A 17,861-nucleotide genomic window follows, 5' to 3' on the forward strand; every position below is an offset into this window, starting at 1 on the left:
CTCCCCAAAATTAAGACACGCCCCATGCAGTGTGCACCTTTATATGTAGATAACAATGCAAAATGTACCCGTAACAAAACTGAGCCGTGCAACATTAATGTTTCCGCTGGCTTTGGTTTTATTTGAATTTTCAGTTTATATCGGCAATGACCTTGTACAGCCCGCGATGCTTGCCATTACCAAAGAGTTTGGCGTAAGCAGTGCTTGGGCACCCTCATCTATGTCCTTTTATTTGTTGGGTGGTGCATGTGTTGCGGCAATTTTAGGGCCATTGTCTGACCGCTTAGGGCGTAAAAAAGTCCTGTTGGGTGGTGTGGCATTTTTTACCATCTGTTGCCTGCTCATTTTGCTTACTCAGAATATCGAAAGCTTTTTAACTCTTCGCTTTTTACAAGGCTTTGGTTTATCTGTCATTTCAGCTGTGGGCTATGCTGCCATTCAAGAAACATTTGAAGAGCGTGACGCCATTAAAGTCATGGCATTGATGGCCAATATTTCCTTGCTTGCACCTTTAATTGGGCCTGTAATTGGGGCATTTTTAATTGATCATGTGTCATGGCATTGGGGCTTTATTGGCATTGCATTTTTAGCCTTTTTAAGTTGGTTTGGCCTCAAAGCCAAAATGCCTGCACCGAAGCAAAGTATACCCAAACAGCCTTTAAGCTATATTGTGGATGATTTTAAACAGGTCTTTAAAAATAAACGCTTTTTAAGCCTGACCTTGGGCTTGCCCATGGTCGCAATGCCTTTAATGCTATGGATTGCACTGTCTCCAGTGATGTTGGTTGAAGAGCTCGGCCTGAGCAGTATGCAATATGGTTTGGCACAGTTTCCTGTGCTCGGTGGGCTTATTTTAGGCAATATTGTGCTGTTAAATATTATTGACCGCTTGGCCCTTGGGCGCACAGTATTGTTTGGTTTACCGTTAATGTTGTTGGGGACTGCCATTGTGGTACTGGGCGTGATGTTGCCTCAGTATTTTATTTACTGCGTGATTATTGGCATGACCTTGGTGAGCTTTGGTGAAGGCATGAGCTTTTCGGTGTTGTATCGTTTTGCTTTGATGTCGTCGGAGGTATCCAAAGGAACTGTCGCAGCGGCTGTGTCTGTACTGATGATGTTTGGCTTTTTTATTGTGATTGAGCTGGCGCGCATGCTGTATGAGCAATTTCATATTAGCGCCTATGGTTTTTCTTGTTTGGCACTCATTGCACTGTGGTTTAGTTTCCCGCGCCGTGCATTTATGCGTATTTTGCAGGAACGCCGTGAGGCAGGCGAGTTTTAATCGGCATAACAAAAACCACTACAGGCAGGGCAGATCAATGGTCTTGATCGCATCGCCTTGCCTGAATGTACGGCCGTTGAACTGAGTAGTTCTATTAAACTGACGTTTTTTCTTGTGCTAATTTCTTTAATTTAGCATCAAATACAAAAGGGCCAAATGGCAAGATTGATGCGACTAAACCCATTAAAAATACACTGAGCGACCACTTTTGTTTTTCGCAAACAATAAACAGCACCGCTAAAAAGACAACAAATAAAACGCCGTGTCCCATACCAACGTATTTGACTAAAATTGGATTACCCATCATGTACTTTAGGGGCATGGCAATAAACAGTAAAAGTAAAAAGGATAGGCCTTCTAAAGTACCCACAATGCGTAAAGTTTGAATATTCATGGTCATGGCTAGAATGAGAATGAACCTTGAGTGTACTGAAAAGCGATGGGGAAAACAAAAGATTATTTTATTAAAATTAATATAAATCAAATACTAATAACCAAGCTATGCGCTTGGTTATTGGTGTGCCAATGCTTTTATATAAGATGCGCTTTGACTATTTAATATCGCGTCGGAGGAGTTCTGTTTTCAGTGCCAGTAGCTCTGGCAAGGTTTCGAGCAATAGGCTGATTTGCTTGAGCACCAGTTGTAAATGGCTGGATAAATTATCCTGTGCATTCAGTTGTTTGACTTCCAAAAGCTTCTGCTGAATTTCATCCAGCGCTAAATTGGGTTGTAGCAGGGAATCCGCGAGTGCAGTTTTACACCACTGTAGTAGGTCGAGTACTTGTGCATCTTGAACTTGTTCGCGGTGGCTACCCAAAGTAGACACATAACTCAGTTGGCTATGGCTATACACCAGATAGCGAAAAGCATAGTGAATCAGTTCAGGGTCAGGGTTTGGTTCTGTACTTAAACTGGAAATCATGCTGGCCAGCTCAGTTTGCGCATTATGGGCATCGCGTCGCGCATGGCGATAAGTCATGCTGTTGCTACGGCCACTGATATATTCATCTAGCACAGCATTAAAATACTGCAGCGTGGCTTGTGTGCTTTTTTTGATGGTGTTGGAAATATTGCGAAAGTCCCAGTCTGGCCAAATAAAGCTGACGGCAAACCAAGCAATCAGACAACCTAAAATCGTATCCATAATCCTTGGCAAAATAATGGCATAACCTGCGCCTTTTAAATTAAAAATCAGCAGTACCATGAGGGTCGCCATCAGCGTCGCCATGGCATATTTTTTGGCACTTAAATAGAAAAAGCACACCCCAAAAATAATCACCAACAATAATTGGCCTTCGGTACTCGGCACAAAATACAGCACTGGAATACCCAGTAATACACCCAGTACAGTGCCGAGCGTGCGCATTTTTAAGCGACTTTTGGTGGCAAAGTAACGCATTTGGCAAACAAATAAACTGGTCAGTAAAATCCAGTAGCCATTTCGTGCAAAGGGTAAGAGTGAGATACCGTAGCCAACTGCAAAAACAAAGGCAATCCGCACTGCGTGGCGGAACAGCGCCGATTGTGGCGTGAGATGTTGCTTCAGCTTAAGCCATAAATCACGGGTGCCATGAATGTCATCATCATATAAATTGAGTTGATCTAGCTGATGCGGCAGATGTTCCTGCGGGCTGTTTAAATCATTTAAATGCGCAAAACGCTCCTGCATGCTGTCCAAATTATTCAGCACCAATTGTAGATTTTTCACTTCAATGTTGTGTGGATTGTTCTGAATCCAGTCACGCATGGAGCTATGCAAATTCTGTAGTGCAATAGAGGCATTGGCGTTGGGCTGATAGACCTGACTATTTAAAATACACTGTGCCAGTTCCTCACACGCGATTGCCTGTAGGCGGATATTTTTTTGAATGCGGAAAATCAGATCTGTGCGACTAAAATTAAGGTGAATCTGCTCATAATGCAGATAATTTGCGCTGACCTGTTCGTGCAGATCTTGCGCCAAAAAGTACAGTTTGAGCCAGTAAATTGTTTTTTGATTGGCACGTGAGGCTTTTAGCCGTGTGAGCAACGAGGCCTTAGTACGGTTTAAGCTATCCACCACAGCGCTATTTTGCAGTGGTAAGGCATATAAGAGTTCTTCAACATTGGCGCGATTATCTGGATCAAATAACAGTGACTTCGCATGTAGCATAGAGGCAATTTGCTGAAAACAGCGTGCCAACTGATCTTGTACAGGCAGTGTCGGCTTAATCAGATAGAACACAATTGCGGTCGCGCCATACCACAGTGCACCTAAAACAAAAGCGCTGGGCTGAAAATACCACTGTGTGTATTCACCAAGGCCAAACATGGTGTAAATGGATAGCAGAATTGTGCCGAAAGAAATCGCAGCATAGCGCTGGCCGAGCGCTCCCATCAAAATGAGGCAGGCGCTGGAGGATGACAAATATATGGCAAACAGCACGGGATAGGGATGCAAGGCATCTAAAATACTGCTCACGCTAAAAAATAAAATACATACATAGGCCAAATTACGGAGCCTGATGCTGAGTCGGTCATCAAAGTCTGTCAGTGCGGTGGCAATTGCGCCCAGAGTCACAGGCACAATCAGGGTTTCTAACCCAAGAAAATGCAGTCCGAGCGTAGAACCACTCAGCACAATGCAAATTTGCACGCAATAAATTGCCAGTGCATTGGATTTAAAACCTTGTAGTAATGATGGCGAAAGATTCACGTTCAATTTTTACCTATATGGCTCTCAGCGGCATATCGCTTGCCAGCACGCAGGAAAATGCTGAGAACATAATCTCAACAGAAAACATTCATTCATCTCTGCATTTTAGAGTGAATTAGATGCAGAATTTTGTAAAGACTCAAAAATAATAGACACAAATCATGCCAAAAATAATCAAAAGTGATATTTGTCAGCCGAGGCAACGCAGTGATGCGCTGACAGAAAAGCGTAATTTAAAAATGGCACGTTCTATTCATGCCTATGTGCGAGGCAATACTGCCAAATACTATGACTGGCTTAAAGCTGCTGAAATCAGCTCGATTCCGCAGGGGCCAGCAGTTTGGATTTGTGGTGACTGCCATACAGGAAATCTTGGGCCAGTGGCCAATGTAGATGGACAGATTGAAATTGAAATTCGAGATCTGGATCAAACGGTCATTGGCAATCCTGTGAATGATTTGATCCGTTTGGGATTATCACTGGCAACAGCACTGCGCAGTTCTGATTTGCCAGGCGTAGTCACTGCGCAAATGGTTGAAGCCCTGTATGCAGGTTATGTGCATGCACTGGAAAATGAAGGCCAGCCGACAGATTTAGTCAATCGGCCACGTGCTGTACATGGTGTTATGCAACAGGCTTATAAACGTACGTGGAAAAGCTTAGCCAAAGAACGTTTGCAGGGATTAGAACCCAAAATTGAGCTGGGGTCTAAGTTCTGGCCTTTGCTCAAAAAAGAACATAAAGCAATCGAACAGCTGTTTCGTCAGGAGCATGTCAGTGACTTAGTCATGATGATTGGGCAACGCAGTGAGGTAGATCGTATTCACATGCTTGATGCGGCGTATTGGGTAAAAGGCTGTAGTTCTTTGGGATTGCTCCGTTATATCGTGCTGATGGATACCAATCATCATCACATCAGTGAGGGCAGTGACCTTTGCCTGATGGATTTAAAAGAAGCGGCCCGTGCTCTCGCGCCACGCTATACCGAAGCCTCTATGCCCAGAGACAATGCTGAGCGGATCGTCGAAGGCGCACGGCATTTATCGCCTTATTTAGGCAGTCGCATGCGTGCATCTCAGTTTTTAGATACTTCGGTCTTTATTCGAGAGCTCATGCCTCAGGATTTGAAGCTAGAAATTGAGGGTACCAATCAATTTGAAGCGCGAAATTTAGCCTTTTATTTGGCTTTTGTGGTTGGGCGGGCGCATGTGAGGCAAATGACACAAGTAGAACGTAAATCATGGATCAAAGAGTTGAAGCGCGCTCAATCTAAAACCATTGATGCGCCGTTTTGGTTGTGGCGTAGCATCGTCGAACTCATCAGCGAGCATGAGGCGGGTTACTTAGAGCATTGCAGACGCTACGCCTTAAGAAATCAGTTGCAATCACGTGGATAAGGCCGTGAATCGCGGGCGCTATTTAGGTCATTGCTGACTGCGGATAAAATCAATTTTATCCACAGTTATTGCCATATCGCTTGATCTATTTATTCGTGTGTTTATTGAATCACACCACATGCAATTCGATCACCACCACCGCCCAATGCTTTTGGTGAGTCTGAGTAGTTGTCACCGCCAGCATGAATCATGATGGCACGGCCTTGTACATCGGCCAGTTTTAAACGTGGCGCAACCAGCGTCACTTGTGCTGTACCGTCAGCTTGTACATTTAGTAATGGTAAGTCACCTAAGTGGCCTGTTAATGGCGTACCGTGATTTGGGGCTTTATTCGGATTAAAATGGCTACCTGCAGCTAAAGCAGCGCCCATTTTTCCATCTTTGCTGGCAGGTGCACATGATCCGACTTCATGAATATGAAAACCATGTGGGCCAGCAGGCAATTGGCTCAGTTGTGTATGAAGCACTAAGCCTGACTGACTATCCTCCAAGTGAATCGTGCCAATGGTCGCGCCAATACCCGCAGGTGTTACGGCATTAACGCTAACTTTTTGGCTGGGTGTGCCATCTTTTAAAGGTAGTGTACTGGCACAGCCCAGCATAAATAATGAACCGAATGAAAGGCCAACTAAGGTTTTCGTGGTTTTTTTAAAATTCAAATGTGGCATGTATACGTCCTTGGTGTATAGGGTCATAGCTCATTGAAACAGAGCTTTGCCTGAACTGCCATGTAAATTCGGTTTAGCTCTGTAACAAAAAAAGGCAAGGGGGGAACCTTGCCTTAATATTATTGCGATGATGATATCGCCTAATTTTGATGCGCCTGACGATTTAGTTTTTTAGATCTGAATCATCATCTAAGTCATGTGCTAGGGTAGCTTTTGGCACTTGTACAGGTTCAATATTGGCTTCATGTAGCCATTCACGCCAAATGGCCAACAACACCGCCAAAATCACGGGACCAATAAATAAACCGACCATACCAAAGCTTGCCAGACCACCTAATACACCAAACATAATTAATAAGAATGGAATTTGTGTTGCACCCGAAATGACCAAAGGTCGAATCACGTTGTCTGCTGTACTCACAATACACACGCCCCATGCCATGACCCCAATCGCTTCAATGGTTTGACCTTGTGAAAATAGCCATAAGGATACTGAGGTATAAGCCACAGGTGGGCCAAATGGAATGAGTGCCAGTATAAAAGTAACTAAAGTGAGCAACATGGGGTTGGGCACACCTGCAACAAAGTAGCTAATGCCCGCTAAAGTTGCTTGTGCGACCGCTGTCAGACCTACACCATAAACAACTGCCCGTGTGGTGTCTGAAATGGTTGCCAAATAATGATGAATACGTGGACCAATCACTTTTTCTAAGGCTTTGCTGGCTTGGTCTAAAATGAGTTGACCATCACGGTAAAAGAAAAATAAAGACATGACGGCAAAACACAATTTAAAAATGTTTTTACTGACTTCATTAATTAAGGCTTTACCATAATTTAAATGACCCTGAACCCAAATTTGCACGGATTGAATAATACTGTTCGGGTCTGTATTTAAATCGTGTAGCGTACGGTTAATTTCTTTACCAATAATTGGCAAGTCACGTACAAATTGCGGTACGTTGAAATGCCCTGAAAATACTTGCTTTTGTAATTCATAATATAAATTACGGCCTTCGTGTTGGAGCAAGAAGATTGCAAAAATTACAGGTAAGCCAACGACCAATACCACCAGTAAGATCATCAGTGTAGCGCTGAGCGTGGCACGCCCTTTACAAGCATTTAAAATGCGCTGATACAGTGGCCATGTCATATAGGCAATAATTGCAGCCCAAACCACAGGCACAATAAAATATTTTAAGACATTAAAGCTTAAAAAGATCAGGACAAAAAACAATCCGAACAATAAGAATTTTTGTAAGGTAGGCGCGTATTGTTGCACTGAGTTCTCAGATGATTAAAGAGGACATGGTCCATATTAACTGAAAAAAACTACTCGAAAATGAGTATTTACCAATGAAAACCTTTTATTTTCACTTCACTTGATGACGAAAGTACAGCAAAAAGCGAGGGCTTAAAACCAGTCGCTTTCATCATCAATAATAGCATTCAATATAGGTTGCCATTGGTTTTGAATGCTAATGTAATTTTTTTGGGTTTTATCAAATACACTCAAGCCTTGCATGGCCAATTGACCATAAGCACTACGTTCAGAAATCCAAGCAACAGGTTGTTGTTCAATTTTGGCAAAAAAATCTTGAATATCTTTTGCACTGGTTGCATTGGGTTTGACACGGTTGGCGAGCAGTAAAATTTGAACTTTACCCTTACGAATCCGTTTAATGTCTTGTAAATGCTTTAGAAAACGGCGAGTTGAATCGATGTCAAAAAATGAGGGTTGTAGCGGGGTAATGATCGTGTGGGCTTCACTAATCAGTTGTTCGGCGTGTTCACCAGAAAGCGCGCCAGGGGCATCAATAATCAAATATTCAGTATTTTTGGGTGCATCGCCAATGGATTTTTCATGACGCCAATCGAGGCTTTGAATAGAAGCGACTTGTTCGGGGCGTTGCTTTAACCATTGCAAAGCTGATTTTTGATTGTCAGCATCGGCCAAAGCGACTTTATAGCCTTTTTGTGCCAGTGCAGAAGCTAAACTGATGGCTGTTATGGTTTTCCCGCATCCGCCTTTTTGATTGGCAACTAAAATTGTTTTCATGACCCAATAATGATTTTATTCTGCTCGGCCCTAGCATATCATTCTTTTGTGCGATGCATAGGGCAGAAAACGAAAGTTGTAGTTTAAGCCATTGAATTAGGAAGAACAGATGTCGGTTTGGATGGCCATGTTGATTGGGGCATGTATCGGGGCGGTGTTGACTACGCTCATTTTAAGTAACTCGCGCAATGGACGTATTCGAGCAGAGTATGAAAAGTATATTGCTGAGTTGAAGTTAGAGCATCAGCAGGCCTTAACCCATGCCCAAAAGCGCAGTGTAAATACCAGTCGCGCAGTATTAAAGGGAAAAATGGCAGAGCAACTGGCACCCATTATGCCTGAATTTCAGTACCTGCCGAGTGATGCCAAGTTTCTGGGCGATCCTGTCGATTATGTAGTCTTTGACGGTTATACCGATTATCGTGATGGCGATGGTCATGCAGATGATATTGAAGTGGTGTTGATCGATATTAAAAGTGGTGGTGCACGCTTGACCAAAGGTCAGCAAGCAATTGCACAAGCGATCGCTGAGGGACGTGTACGTTTTGAAACCATAAGAATTAACTTTAATGACTAATTTGAGGGTACTTTTTTGAGGATACTTTATTGTGCGCTGAACCATATCGTCATGTGACGGGGAGATAAATGCATGAAGCAGTTGCTGATCGCCTTCACTTGTTTAGCATTGCTGATTTGGGGCTGGCATGCGTATTTTAGAGAAATTCCACATTTGGAACAGCCGGGTGTTCTTAAAAACTTTCAGCTAGAAACACGCGGTGAATTTTCTGGAGATTTTACCGTTGCGGGTCAGCGTTTTTATTCGGCACAAAGAAGTGCGCTATTCCGAGCATCGGCATGGGTGGGGGAATATAACGATTTGGCTTATCTGAGCAATGTGGATGTATTGCTGGTACAGGGAATGTTGGCTAAAGCGAATAATTTGAAAAAGGTCGATTTTAATCAGCACAGTCGGTGCTATGAGTTTCAGCTCAAGCCGAACTCAGGCTTAACAGCAGATCAGGTCCGTGCAGACAGCCTCAATGTGAGCGCAATTGCTGCTAATGAGCGGATTACCAAACAACTACGACGTTTAAAACCGGGTCAGCATGTGAAGTTACAAGGGCAATATGTCAATGTGCAGCAACTGAAAACGGGCAAGCGCTTTGTGACAGGCATGAATATACCGCGACCTAGACCACAATGCAGTATCGTCAAAATTAGCTATATTCAGCTGTTGTCTTAATGCTACATTTGTCTTAACGCTGCATTCAGTTGCAGGTTATTCATCAGCTTTTTACCGCCCGTGCCAACAACATGCGACGTCCAATGGATGGAATGCCCTCAGCATCAAAATATTGTAGTTCAGTAATTTCGAGGTCTGCATTTTTTAAAGCTTGTTCTATATTACGGTTTAAATGACAGCCATCGGCCACGCGTTTTTGTAGCGGGGTGAACAGATTTTGTAGGCGCTGGATGTTGTGATTTTCATTGTGTAAAACATGCTCAACCACATGGAAGGTGCCTCCTACTTTGAGTACCCGATACACTTCATCGAGTGCAAGTTCCACATCGGCAATACTGCATAAGGTCCAAGTACAAACAATATGGTCTAAGCTACGATCTGCAAAAGGGAGTTTTTCAGCACTGGCCTGTATATGTTGAACCTCAAAAGGCGTTTCATGTATGCGCTGTGCTGCCAGTTGATAAATTTCAATATTGGGCTCTAGGGCATACACGGTATCTACTGCTTGATAAAAGGCAAGATTCAATCCTGTACCAAAACCAATCTCTAAAACTTCACCTTGAATGGGCAACAGCAGTTCACGGCGCTTATCCATTAAGCTGGGCACTTGCATGACTTGATTGAGTAAGTGCGGAAAGATATGTTGTTGATAAAATTTATAAATCATTATTGCGCTATTATTATAAATGAATGGGAATGTTGCCAAGCTTAGTCGAATATGGCTCAAAAGATAAGACATATACCCGTCAATAGGGCTGAATTGTTACCAAGTTACTAATGTTTCTGCCGAATTTTTCCTTAATATAAGATTAGAAATAAATGATTAAGCAAGCGTTCAGTTTCAGGTGAGATGCTGATCATCGGTCTATTTGGGATTGAACATCCGCTGGATTGTGTTGGTCGATGGCATCGATTGCAAAGGCCTGAACGAAGCAATGAAAAGAGGTAACCCGATGATGAAAAAGATTTTACTCAGTACGGTATTGGCTTCAATACTGCTACAAACAGGTGCGCAGGCATCATCGGAATATAATATTGCCAAAGGTTTAGCACCGGTTGCTCAAGGGCAGTCTATTTCTACCTTGCAGCCATTTTATGGTGACTTTCGAATTTTAGGTTCAAAAACCTATAGCAATGATGAACAAGCTAAATTTTCGCCTATCGATTATGCCGTGAGTTGGGGGCTATTTGCCGAGCCAGAAATTGCTCGCCGTATTAGTGTTAATCAATATGACCGCTATTTAAACTGGCGTATGGATAAAGTTCCTGTACCTGAAAAGCAGGCGATGATGATGGTGTCAAATATGCACATTATTCCTTCTAGTCCTGCGATTGCCAAAGAAATTAAAAAAGTTAAACGCGGTGATTTAGTCCGCTTAAAAGGTGATTTGGTCGAAATTAAAGACAAAGACTTGGTTTGGACCTCATCCTTAACCCCAACCGATACAGGGGATGGGGCTTGTGAAGTTTTTCGAGTAGATTCAATTCAATGGATTGAACGCGTTAAAAGTTAGATTTGAGTTGGCATCATCATGAAGTTACAAGCAATGGGTATGGCTTTGGTTTTGGCCTTAGGTTTGGGTGGGTGTAGTAGTTTGAGCTCAACGGTCGATGGTAAAAATCATATTTTTACGGGTAAGCAAAGCTGTCCAGCACTTTTAGAGATGGATCGTGGTCAAACACTTGAAGTCATATTAGATGAAAACCCAACCACAGGTTATGTCTGGCGCTTAACGAAAAGCCCTAAGCTATTTAAAGCTGAAGAACTGTATAAATCGGATCAACCAAAGCAAAGTGATCCGCCTATTGTAGGTGTAGGTGGTCAAAAAACTTATCGTTTTACCGCACAACAAGCGGGTGAAGAGGTACTGCATATACAGCATGCACGACCGTGGGAAAAAAACTCGATTGACGAATGGCAGTGCCGAGTTAGAATTTCTTAAGCGATTAGAGTGTAGTCACGGTTTTTACGTACATTTCTACTGATCAAGCCAGCACGAATGCTGGCTTGATTGCTTTAAAGTCGATTGAATATGATTGCTCAGCGCATAGGCTTATTTTGCAGTTAAGGCTTGGCCATCAAATTGAATGCCATCCCAGCCATTGAGCATAAATTGGCGAATATTTTGGTGATCTGTCGCTTCTGGTGTTGCCAGTACAGATGCATAATGTTCAGCAAATAAACTTAAAGTTTGCGCTTGATCTAAGCCATTCAGCTGTGCAAAAGAAAATACTTTGGCACTGCCTTGGTTTTCATTGGCACCGTTGCTTTGCTGGCCATTTTGAAATGCTGTTGGCGTATGAACATAACGTGCTTCAATAAATGCAATCACGTCAGCAAATTTTGCTGTGCCAGCTTGAAGTTCTGCCAATAATTGTTGCGCCATGAATGAATCATCCGTAAAAAATGTAAATTAAGCTTTGCGAATATAGCAAGATTTTGCATTTAAATTGAGTGAATTTGGGTGCCGAATAGAAGTCAAAGTTCAGCTATAGTGACAGGCAGAACTTAGAAAAGCAGGCGAGATTGCCTCAAAAATAGATAGGAACATCCATGAATTGGTTATTGGTCGCCCTTGGGGGGGCAATAGGTGCAAGTCTGCGTTATGGCACAGGGCTTTGGTTGTATAAGCCGAGTGGTTTGTTTCCTTGGAGCACGTGGGCGATTAATTTACTTGGGTGTTTTATCGCAGGTATTTTTTTTGCACTTACGCAGAAATATCCCGTATTGCAACAAGAAACTCGTTTGTTTGTGATGGTCGGTATTTTAGGCGGGTTTACCACCTTTTCGAGTTTTGGCTTAGAAACCTTTCAATTGCTGAAACAGGCACAAACCAGTATTGCCTTGCTTTATGTAGGGTCGAGTGTGGTGTTGGGTGTAGTACTGTTGGCTTTGGGTTTTTATCTGTTTCAGTATTTGCTAAAAGTATAAATTGGCTGTGCACAGACAAAAAAAAGAAGTCTAAGCTGGAGGAGGGGATCTTAGACTTCTTTAATAGTTTTACTTTAAAAGCAAAAGCTTAAAACAATATGAATTTAGTGTGAGCGTTTGAAACGCGCAAAACGTTTGTTAAAGCTTGCCACACGGCCTTCATTGCTAGTTTGACGTTGTTCACCCGTATAAAACGGATGTGATGCACTTGAAATATCTAAAGTGACGTAAGGATATGTCTTACCTTCATATTCACGTGTTTGTGTCGGTTGTAGTGTACTGCCAATCACAAAATACACATCAGCATTGGTGTCATGAAAAAGTACATCTTGGTATTGAGGATGAATATTCGGACGCATTGTTCTTCTCCTATCGCAGATTTTAAATTTAATGTTATGTTATATTGTAACATTAGTATCTGCAAGCAGATTTACATTTCTTCACCAATGGAACTTTGGACAAGCGAATGTCAGCGCGTCTTGTCATTTCATTACAAGCCATAAAAAAAGCCCGATCGAGATCGAGCTTTTAAGGCAAATTCAAACTTAGGCCAGAGGGGGAATTAACTCTTCAAAAATATCATTTAAATTGTCATTCACTTTTAAATGAATAAGATTCCAGTAATGCCCAGACACGGTACGGTTGACCATAAGCGTATCAGGCGAAGGCTTAAACACATCCCAATATTTTAATGAAGGTTTAATCAGCTCAACACCATCATGATGTGCAGAGTTTTCGGCAAAGTCATATTGCGTTGTGAGTGGACGCATGAGCACTTCTAACCATTCTTTGTATAGGGCTTCTGGGAATTTTCCTTTTTCTGCCATCGAGTGCAGTGCATCCAGCTGGTTTTCAATTTCTGGAATATTTTCTGCGCGTGCTGCACGTATTAATGCTTTAAATTGTTGTACCGTGTCATTGGATAAAATTTTAACGCCACCAAAGTCATAAATAATGACCGTACCATCTTCACGAAAGGCGAAGTTGCCCGGATGTGGGTCACAGTGAAAACGTTTTAAGAAGAAAATTTCTTGTCCCATAGCACGGAGTAAACGGCGACCCAATTCATTGCGGGTATCTTGTGACCAAGTGCTTGCTGTTTCTATGCTTTCGCCTTCTTCTAAGCTTAAAGTTAAAATATGGCGTGAAGAATAATCTTCATAAACTTGGGGAATGACAATCTTGCTATCGAGCGCTTCATGGAAGGTACGTGCAACGGCAAGGTTTTGTGCTTCAATTTGATAATTGAGTTCGTTGTCTAAGCTTTCTTGTATCTCATGAAATAATTGATCTTGAAGTTTACGATCAATTTTTAATACGCCCATTAAGCGGAGTGCTAGGCGAACCTGTTTTAAGTCGCTTTCGCAGGCTTCATCTACACCTGGGTATTGCACCTTGACCACAACTTGCTGGCCATTGGGCAAAGTCGCTTTGTGTACTTGGCCAATGGAGGCTGCGGCAAAGGGCACTTCATCAAAACTTTTGAATATCTCAAGAATGGGCTTGCCTAGTTCCTTTTCCACTTGCGCTTTAATATCGCTAAACGGCATAGGCGGTGCTTGACGTTGTAGTTTGCCAATCGCCTTTGCAACTTCGGGTGGGAAAATGTCTTTATATTGTGAGGCGATCTGTCCGACTTTCATGACAGCACCTTTCATGTCACCGAGGGTGTCGGCAATTTGTACCCCAATATCTTGAAATAATTTGCTGCGCGAAGCATTCTTTTGCTCTTCGTCGGCAGTGAGGTTTTTAATCGAATTTGAAACTGTCTTGCTGGCAATACTTGCAGTCATTCCCGCAAGTTTCATAAAGCGGCGACCGGGGGTGCTAGCCGATTTGGCCATGTGATGCTCCTCAAGATCATCATAAAATATGGTTTTGATCATAGGCGTTAATCAAGGTGTTGCCTACTTTAAAATGTTAAAGCTTTGTGTCTATGACGACATCAGGGTGTTAAATCAATCTTACTTACAGGCTATCAGGCAGTTTAAAGCTGATCGTTGTTTTGGCATCATTTTGCATTGTTGGCTCATGTGTATCGCTTAGCCATTCATGCAAAGTTTCTAAACTCAGCCTTACATCTTGTAGGATTAAGCTTAAAATAAGCTGAGTAACTCAGACGAAATTAGACCATGAAAGTATATAAATATTTAACCGGTAAAGATGATGTGACCTTTTGTGCACGTGTGACCAAGGCCTTAAATGAAGGCTATGAGCTTTATGGTTCGCCAACCATGACCTTTAACGGTACAGATGTGATTGTGGGTCAAGCCATTATGAAAGAGGCAGAGGAAGCAGATGTGCCTGAGGGCTTAAAAAAAGCGTTGGCTGACTTGGGTTAGTTAAAGTACTGAGAAGAAAAGTCCATACGAGCCGTAACCGTATGGACAATCAAATTTAAAGCTGTGCGATACGTTTATTTATAATCATCAAACGGCTAATGAGTAAGATGCAGGCCACAGTTAAACCAACAATCAGTCCAATCCAAACACCCGCTGCGCCCATGTCGGTAAAGCGTGACAAATAAATACCCACAGGGAAGGCAATAATCCAATAGGCCAGCATGGTAATCCACATTGGGCCTTTAGTGTCTTGCATGCCACGTAGGCAACCTGCAGCACTCACTTGCCATGCATCCATCAATTGATAAGCAATTGCAAAGAGCACCAAGTACACCGCCAATACCGCAACATCATAGTCAAAGGTATAGAGCGACACAATTTCAGCGCGTAGTATCCACAGCAGTAGCATGGTAATGAGTGCAAAAACGGTCCCTGTTGCCAGACCAACTATTTGTACACGGCGCATAGCAGCCCAGTTTTGACTGCCATAATACGTGCCCACCCGAATGGTGAGCGCAATGGCTAAAGACATAGGAATCATAAACAGCTGTGATGTGATGGAGATGGCAATTTGATGTGCAGCTACAGTCACTTCACCGAGTGGGCTGAGCACAATGGCGGCAGTACTAAAAATACTCACCTCAAAGAAAATCGCTAAGCCGATAGGAAAGCCCAGTGTAAAGATGCGTTTCATCCACACGGGGTCTAATTTTTCCCAGACCGCGAAAGGCTGGGTTTTTTTATAGGCACTGCCTTTAAATATATACAGTGCTAAAGCCAAGAACATCAGCCACTGCAAAATAGCAGTCGCAAAACCACAGCCTGCAGAGCCAAGCTCAGGCACTGGGCCGAGTCCATACATAAAGATAAAGTTCAGCGGCACCAGTACAGCAAGTGCAATTAAGCTAATGGCTGTGACAGGTTTAGGGTAGCCCAATGCTTCGGAATAACCGCGTAGGGCTGCATACATGGTCACCGCAGGCATACCAAAACCAATCGCATGTAAAAATAAGCTGGCTTTGGGGAGCAATGCTTCAGGTACACCTAAAATAGGGAGTAGAAAAGGTGCAACTTGTAAAATCAGGCAGGCAATGATTCCAAGAATAAAGGCAATCCATAAAGATTGGCGAGCAATGGTGGCAATTTTTTCAGGTGTACGCGCACCATTGGCTTCTGCGACTAAAGGCGTTGTGGCAATCATGATGCCACTAAACAGTAGCATAATCGGAATCCATAGCCCGACACCAACTGCAATAGCAGCCAAATCATTCGCAGACAAATGGCCAGCCATAATGGTATCAATCAAACCAAAACCTGCTTGCGCAAATTGGGTGATTAAGATGGGAATCATCAAGCGGAACAGTTGCTTTAATTCAAAGCGGGTTGTTGTGACAGTAGACACAGAACATACTCTTTCTTTGAGGTGCTTAGGTATGAGGTCTTAGCGTTGTAAAGTGAGAAGCACACCAATAAAAATCACCACGCCACCTAAAAGGCGCTGCCAATGAATAGGAGTTTTTTCATTACCCAATAAGCCGTATTGGTCAATAAACATTGATATGGCAATTTGGCCAAAAATAATCAGGCCAGATAGGCTTAAAAAACCTAATTTGGGTGCCGTATAAATACTGATGCTAATGGCATATACACCTAAGCATCCACCCAGCCATAAAAACCAAGGAATCTGTAGCAGCGTTTCAAGGTTGGGCTTTTCGACAGGTTGAAAAAACACCAAGACAGCAAGCACTATTGTACCTATCAAAAACGATAATAGGGCGGCTTGTAACGGAGAATATAAATATTCACGCAATTGGCTATTAATCGCGGTTTGAATGCTCATGGCGATGCCAATACCCATCGCAAGTGGGAGTAAATACAGTAGGTGGCTACTTATTTTCATTTTCTTATCTGTAAATTTTTTTAATTTGATTGAGTGTACTGCATAAAACTTCAGAACAGAAATATAGAATGCCTTAGTGTGTTTATGGACTCATGCTAAAATATTCATCTTCTCTTTTTTCATTTGAGCATTCTCCTTGGCTGAACTCATTCCTGCAAATATTCCGATGTCTTTATACATTCACATGCCGTGGTGCGTACGAAAATGTCCATACTGTGACTTTAACTCGCATGCAGTACCCAATGGTGAACTGTCTTTAGATCTAGAAAAAGAATATTTACAGGCGCTGGTTGAAGACTTTAAAACGCAAGTCGATTTTGCCCAAGGCCGTGCGGTACACAGCGTATTTATTGGGGGTGGCACGCCATCTTTGATTTCCGCAAAAGGTTATCAATGGTTATTTGAACAGCTCAAAAGCATTATTCCATTTGAAGATGGCTGTGAAATTACTTTAGAAGCCAATCCGGGCACAGTGGAACATGATCCTTTTGCGGGCTATTTAGAGGCAGGGATTAACCGCTTGTCGATCGGCGTACAAAGTTTTAATACCGATCAGCTGAAAAAATTAGGCCGTATTCATTCTAACGATGACGCAATTTCTGCGATTCAGCATGCTAAAGAAGCAGGTTTTGAGCGTGTGAATGTTGACCTCATGCATGGTTTGCCAGAGCAAACGATTGAGCAAGCCTTATTGGACTTAAAACTGGCAGTAGAAAATGGCGCGACGCATGTGTCATGGTATCAGTTAACGATTGAACCGAATACGGTTTTTTTCCGCACACAGCCGATCTTGCCAGTTGATGATGTATTGGAAGAGATTCAAGCACAGGGTGAGGCCTATTTAAAAGCACAGGGCTTTATCAATTATGAAGTTTCGGCTTGGCGTAAAGAAAAGCCTTCGGCGCATAACCTGAATTACTGGCAGTTTGGCGATTACCTTGCGATTGGTGCAGGCGCACATGGCAAAGTGACACAGCCAGATGGGGTGTATCGCTATCAGAAAACCCGCTTGCCGAAAGACTATTTAGCCAAAGTGCCAGCAGAGCATTTGCAATTTAAAAAAATTGAACAAGAGGATATGCCATTTGAATTTATGATGAATGCCTTGCGTTTGAATCATGGGGTGGATGCTGCACTTTATGCGGAACGTGCAGGATTAAGTTTAGATGGTTTAAAGGAGCTTTTAAATTCCTTACGTGAGCGCAAGTTAATGGTGGCTGATGAAAATGTGCTGTCATGTACAGAGCAGGGGCATATCTTTTTAAATTCAGTACTGGAAGAGTTTCTTTAAGCTAATATTTTTAAATTTAAAGAAAGACAAAAGGCGCAATGAGCGTCTTTT

General features: G+C 42.6%; 20 protein-coding genes. 9 read left to right on the plus strand and 11 right to left on the minus strand.

The features are described from left to right. Window positions 1-55: 55 nt before the first annotated feature. Window positions 56-1,285, plus strand: a complete 1,230-nt coding sequence (locus tag DYI81_RS09340; RefSeq protein WP_117007407.1) for an MFS transporter — start codon at window positions 56-58, stop codon at window positions 1,283-1,285. A 94-nt stretch (window positions 1,286-1,379) separates the two neighbouring features. On the opposite strand, the gene DYI81_RS09345 is transcribed toward DYI81_RS09340, so the two are convergent. Next, window positions 1,380-1,679 carry a DUF3817 domain-containing protein gene (locus tag DYI81_RS09345; RefSeq protein WP_117007408.1) on the minus strand — a complete coding sequence of 100 codons (300 nt, stop codon included), beginning with the start codon at window positions 1,677-1,679 and terminating at the stop codon, window positions 1,380-1,382. A gap of 157 nt (window positions 1,680-1,836) precedes the next feature. Beyond that, a complete protein-coding gene (yccS, locus tag DYI81_RS09350) occupies window positions 1,837-3,981 on the minus strand; it encodes a YccS family putative transporter (protein ID WP_117007409.1) in 2,145 nt (714 codons plus the stop codon). Between the two features lie 161 nt (window positions 3,982-4,142). On the opposite strand from yccS, the gene DYI81_RS09355 reads away from it, so the two are divergent. Next, window positions 4,143-5,378 carry a DUF2252 family protein gene (locus DYI81_RS09355; RefSeq protein ID WP_117007410.1) on the plus strand — a complete coding sequence of 412 codons (1,236 nt, stop codon included), beginning with the start codon at window positions 4,143-4,145 and terminating at the stop codon, window positions 5,376-5,378. Window positions 5,379-5,479: 101 nt separating this feature from the next. Here the strand turns inward: DYI81_RS09355 and sodC are convergent, their stop codons facing one another. The 3 genes from sodC to DYI81_RS09370 all read right to left on the minus strand — a co-directional run bounded on the left by sodC (window position 5,480) and on the right by DYI81_RS09370 (window position 8,102). Beyond that, window positions 5,480-6,046 (minus strand): superoxide dismutase family protein, encoded by a 567-nt coding sequence (gene sodC, locus DYI81_RS09360; protein ID WP_117007411.1) that lies wholly within the window; start codon window positions 6,044-6,046, stop codon window positions 5,480-5,482. A gap of 163 nt (window positions 6,047-6,209) precedes the next feature. Then, window positions 6,210-7,325, minus strand: a complete 1,116-nt coding sequence (locus DYI81_RS09365) for an AI-2E family transporter (RefSeq protein WP_117007412.1) — start codon at window positions 7,323-7,325, stop codon at window positions 6,210-6,212. A gap of 132 nt (window positions 7,326-7,457) precedes the next feature. Then, on the minus strand, window positions 7,458-8,102 hold the full coding sequence (locus DYI81_RS09370) for a ParA family protein (RefSeq protein WP_106983988.1): 645 nt from the start codon (window positions 8,100-8,102) through the stop codon (window positions 7,458-7,460). A 109-nt stretch (window positions 8,103-8,211) separates the two neighbouring features. On the opposite strand from DYI81_RS09370, the gene DYI81_RS09375 reads away from it, so the two are divergent. After that, window positions 8,212-8,679 (plus strand): Holliday junction resolvase-like protein, encoded by a 468-nt coding sequence (locus DYI81_RS09375; RefSeq protein WP_117007413.1) that lies wholly within the window; start codon window positions 8,212-8,214, stop codon window positions 8,677-8,679. A gap of 72 nt (window positions 8,680-8,751) precedes the next feature. Beyond that, a complete protein-coding gene (locus tag DYI81_RS09380) occupies window positions 8,752-9,345 on the plus strand; it encodes a hypothetical protein (protein WP_117007414.1) in 594 nt (197 codons plus the stop codon). Between the two features lie 43 nt (window positions 9,346-9,388). Here the strand turns inward: DYI81_RS09380 and DYI81_RS09385 are convergent, their stop codons facing one another. Next, a complete protein-coding gene (locus DYI81_RS09385; protein WP_106983991.1) occupies window positions 9,389-10,012 on the minus strand; it encodes a class I SAM-dependent methyltransferase in 624 nt (207 codons plus the stop codon). Window positions 10,013-10,298: 286 nt separating this feature from the next. Here DYI81_RS09385 and DYI81_RS09390 point away from each other — a divergent pair, with 286 nt between their 5' ends. Together DYI81_RS09390 and DYI81_RS09395 are read left to right on the plus strand one after the other, a co-directional pair. After that, window positions 10,299-10,859 (plus strand): hypothetical protein, encoded by a 561-nt coding sequence (locus DYI81_RS09390; protein ID WP_106984101.1) that lies wholly within the window; start codon window positions 10,299-10,301, stop codon window positions 10,857-10,859. 18 nt (window positions 10,860-10,877) lie between these two features. Then, window positions 10,878-11,288, plus strand: a complete 411-nt coding sequence (locus DYI81_RS09395; protein ID WP_117007415.1) for a protease inhibitor I42 family protein — start codon at window positions 10,878-10,880, stop codon at window positions 11,286-11,288. Between the two features lie 111 nt (window positions 11,289-11,399). Here DYI81_RS09395 and DYI81_RS09400 read toward each other — a convergent pair whose 3' ends face one another. Continuing rightward, window positions 11,400-11,732 carry a HopJ type III effector protein gene (locus DYI81_RS09400; RefSeq protein WP_117007416.1) on the minus strand — a complete coding sequence of 111 codons (333 nt, stop codon included), beginning with the start codon at window positions 11,730-11,732 and terminating at the stop codon, window positions 11,400-11,402. Window positions 11,733-11,899: 167 nt separating this feature from the next. Between DYI81_RS09400 and crcB the strand changes: the two genes are divergently transcribed. Then, on the plus strand, window positions 11,900-12,277 hold the full coding sequence (gene crcB / locus DYI81_RS09405) for a fluoride efflux transporter CrcB (protein WP_106983994.1): 378 nt from the start codon (window positions 11,900-11,902) through the stop codon (window positions 12,275-12,277). A gap of 104 nt (window positions 12,278-12,381) precedes the next feature. Here crcB and DYI81_RS09410 read toward each other — a convergent pair whose 3' ends face one another. Both DYI81_RS09410 and DYI81_RS09415 read right to left on the minus strand, forming a co-directional pair. Continuing rightward, the gene (locus DYI81_RS09410; RefSeq protein WP_117007417.1) at window positions 12,382-12,636 is read right to left on the minus strand and encodes a type B 50S ribosomal protein L31; all 255 of its coding nucleotides are present in this window, start codon (window positions 12,634-12,636) and stop codon (window positions 12,382-12,384) included. 186 nt (window positions 12,637-12,822) lie between these two features. Continuing rightward, a complete protein-coding gene (locus DYI81_RS09415) occupies window positions 12,823-14,121 on the minus strand; it encodes an AarF/ABC1/UbiB kinase family protein (RefSeq protein ID WP_117007418.1) in 1,299 nt (432 codons plus the stop codon). Between the two features lie 288 nt (window positions 14,122-14,409). On the opposite strand from DYI81_RS09415, the gene DYI81_RS09420 reads away from it, so the two are divergent. After that, on the plus strand, window positions 14,410-14,619 hold the full coding sequence (locus tag DYI81_RS09420; RefSeq protein WP_117007419.1) for a DUF1737 domain-containing protein: 210 nt from the start codon (window positions 14,410-14,412) through the stop codon (window positions 14,617-14,619). Window positions 14,620-14,674: 55 nt separating this feature from the next. Here DYI81_RS09420 and DYI81_RS09425 read toward each other — a convergent pair whose 3' ends face one another. Together DYI81_RS09425 and DYI81_RS09430 are read right to left on the minus strand one after the other, a co-directional pair. Then, window positions 14,675-15,970 (minus strand): MATE family efflux transporter, encoded by a 1,296-nt coding sequence (locus DYI81_RS09425; protein WP_117007462.1) that lies wholly within the window; start codon window positions 15,968-15,970, stop codon window positions 14,675-14,677. A 90-nt stretch (window positions 15,971-16,060) separates the two neighbouring features. Beyond that, complete coding sequence (locus tag DYI81_RS09430) at window positions 16,061-16,519, minus strand: DMT family transporter (protein WP_117007420.1); 459 nt, start codon at window positions 16,517-16,519, stop codon at window positions 16,061-16,063. Between the two features lie 136 nt (window positions 16,520-16,655). On the opposite strand from DYI81_RS09430, the gene hemW reads away from it, so the two are divergent. Continuing rightward, window positions 16,656-17,810, plus strand: coding sequence for a radical SAM family heme chaperone HemW (hemW, locus tag DYI81_RS09435; protein ID WP_117007421.1), 1,155 nt, complete (start codon window positions 16,656-16,658; stop codon window positions 17,808-17,810). Window positions 17,811-17,861: the final 51 nt, after the last annotated feature.

This window comes from Acinetobacter sp. SWAC5, from assembly GCF_003419885.1.
In the GTDB taxonomy this organism is placed as follows: domain Bacteria; phylum Pseudomonadota; class Gammaproteobacteria; order Pseudomonadales; family Moraxellaceae; genus Acinetobacter; species Acinetobacter cumulans.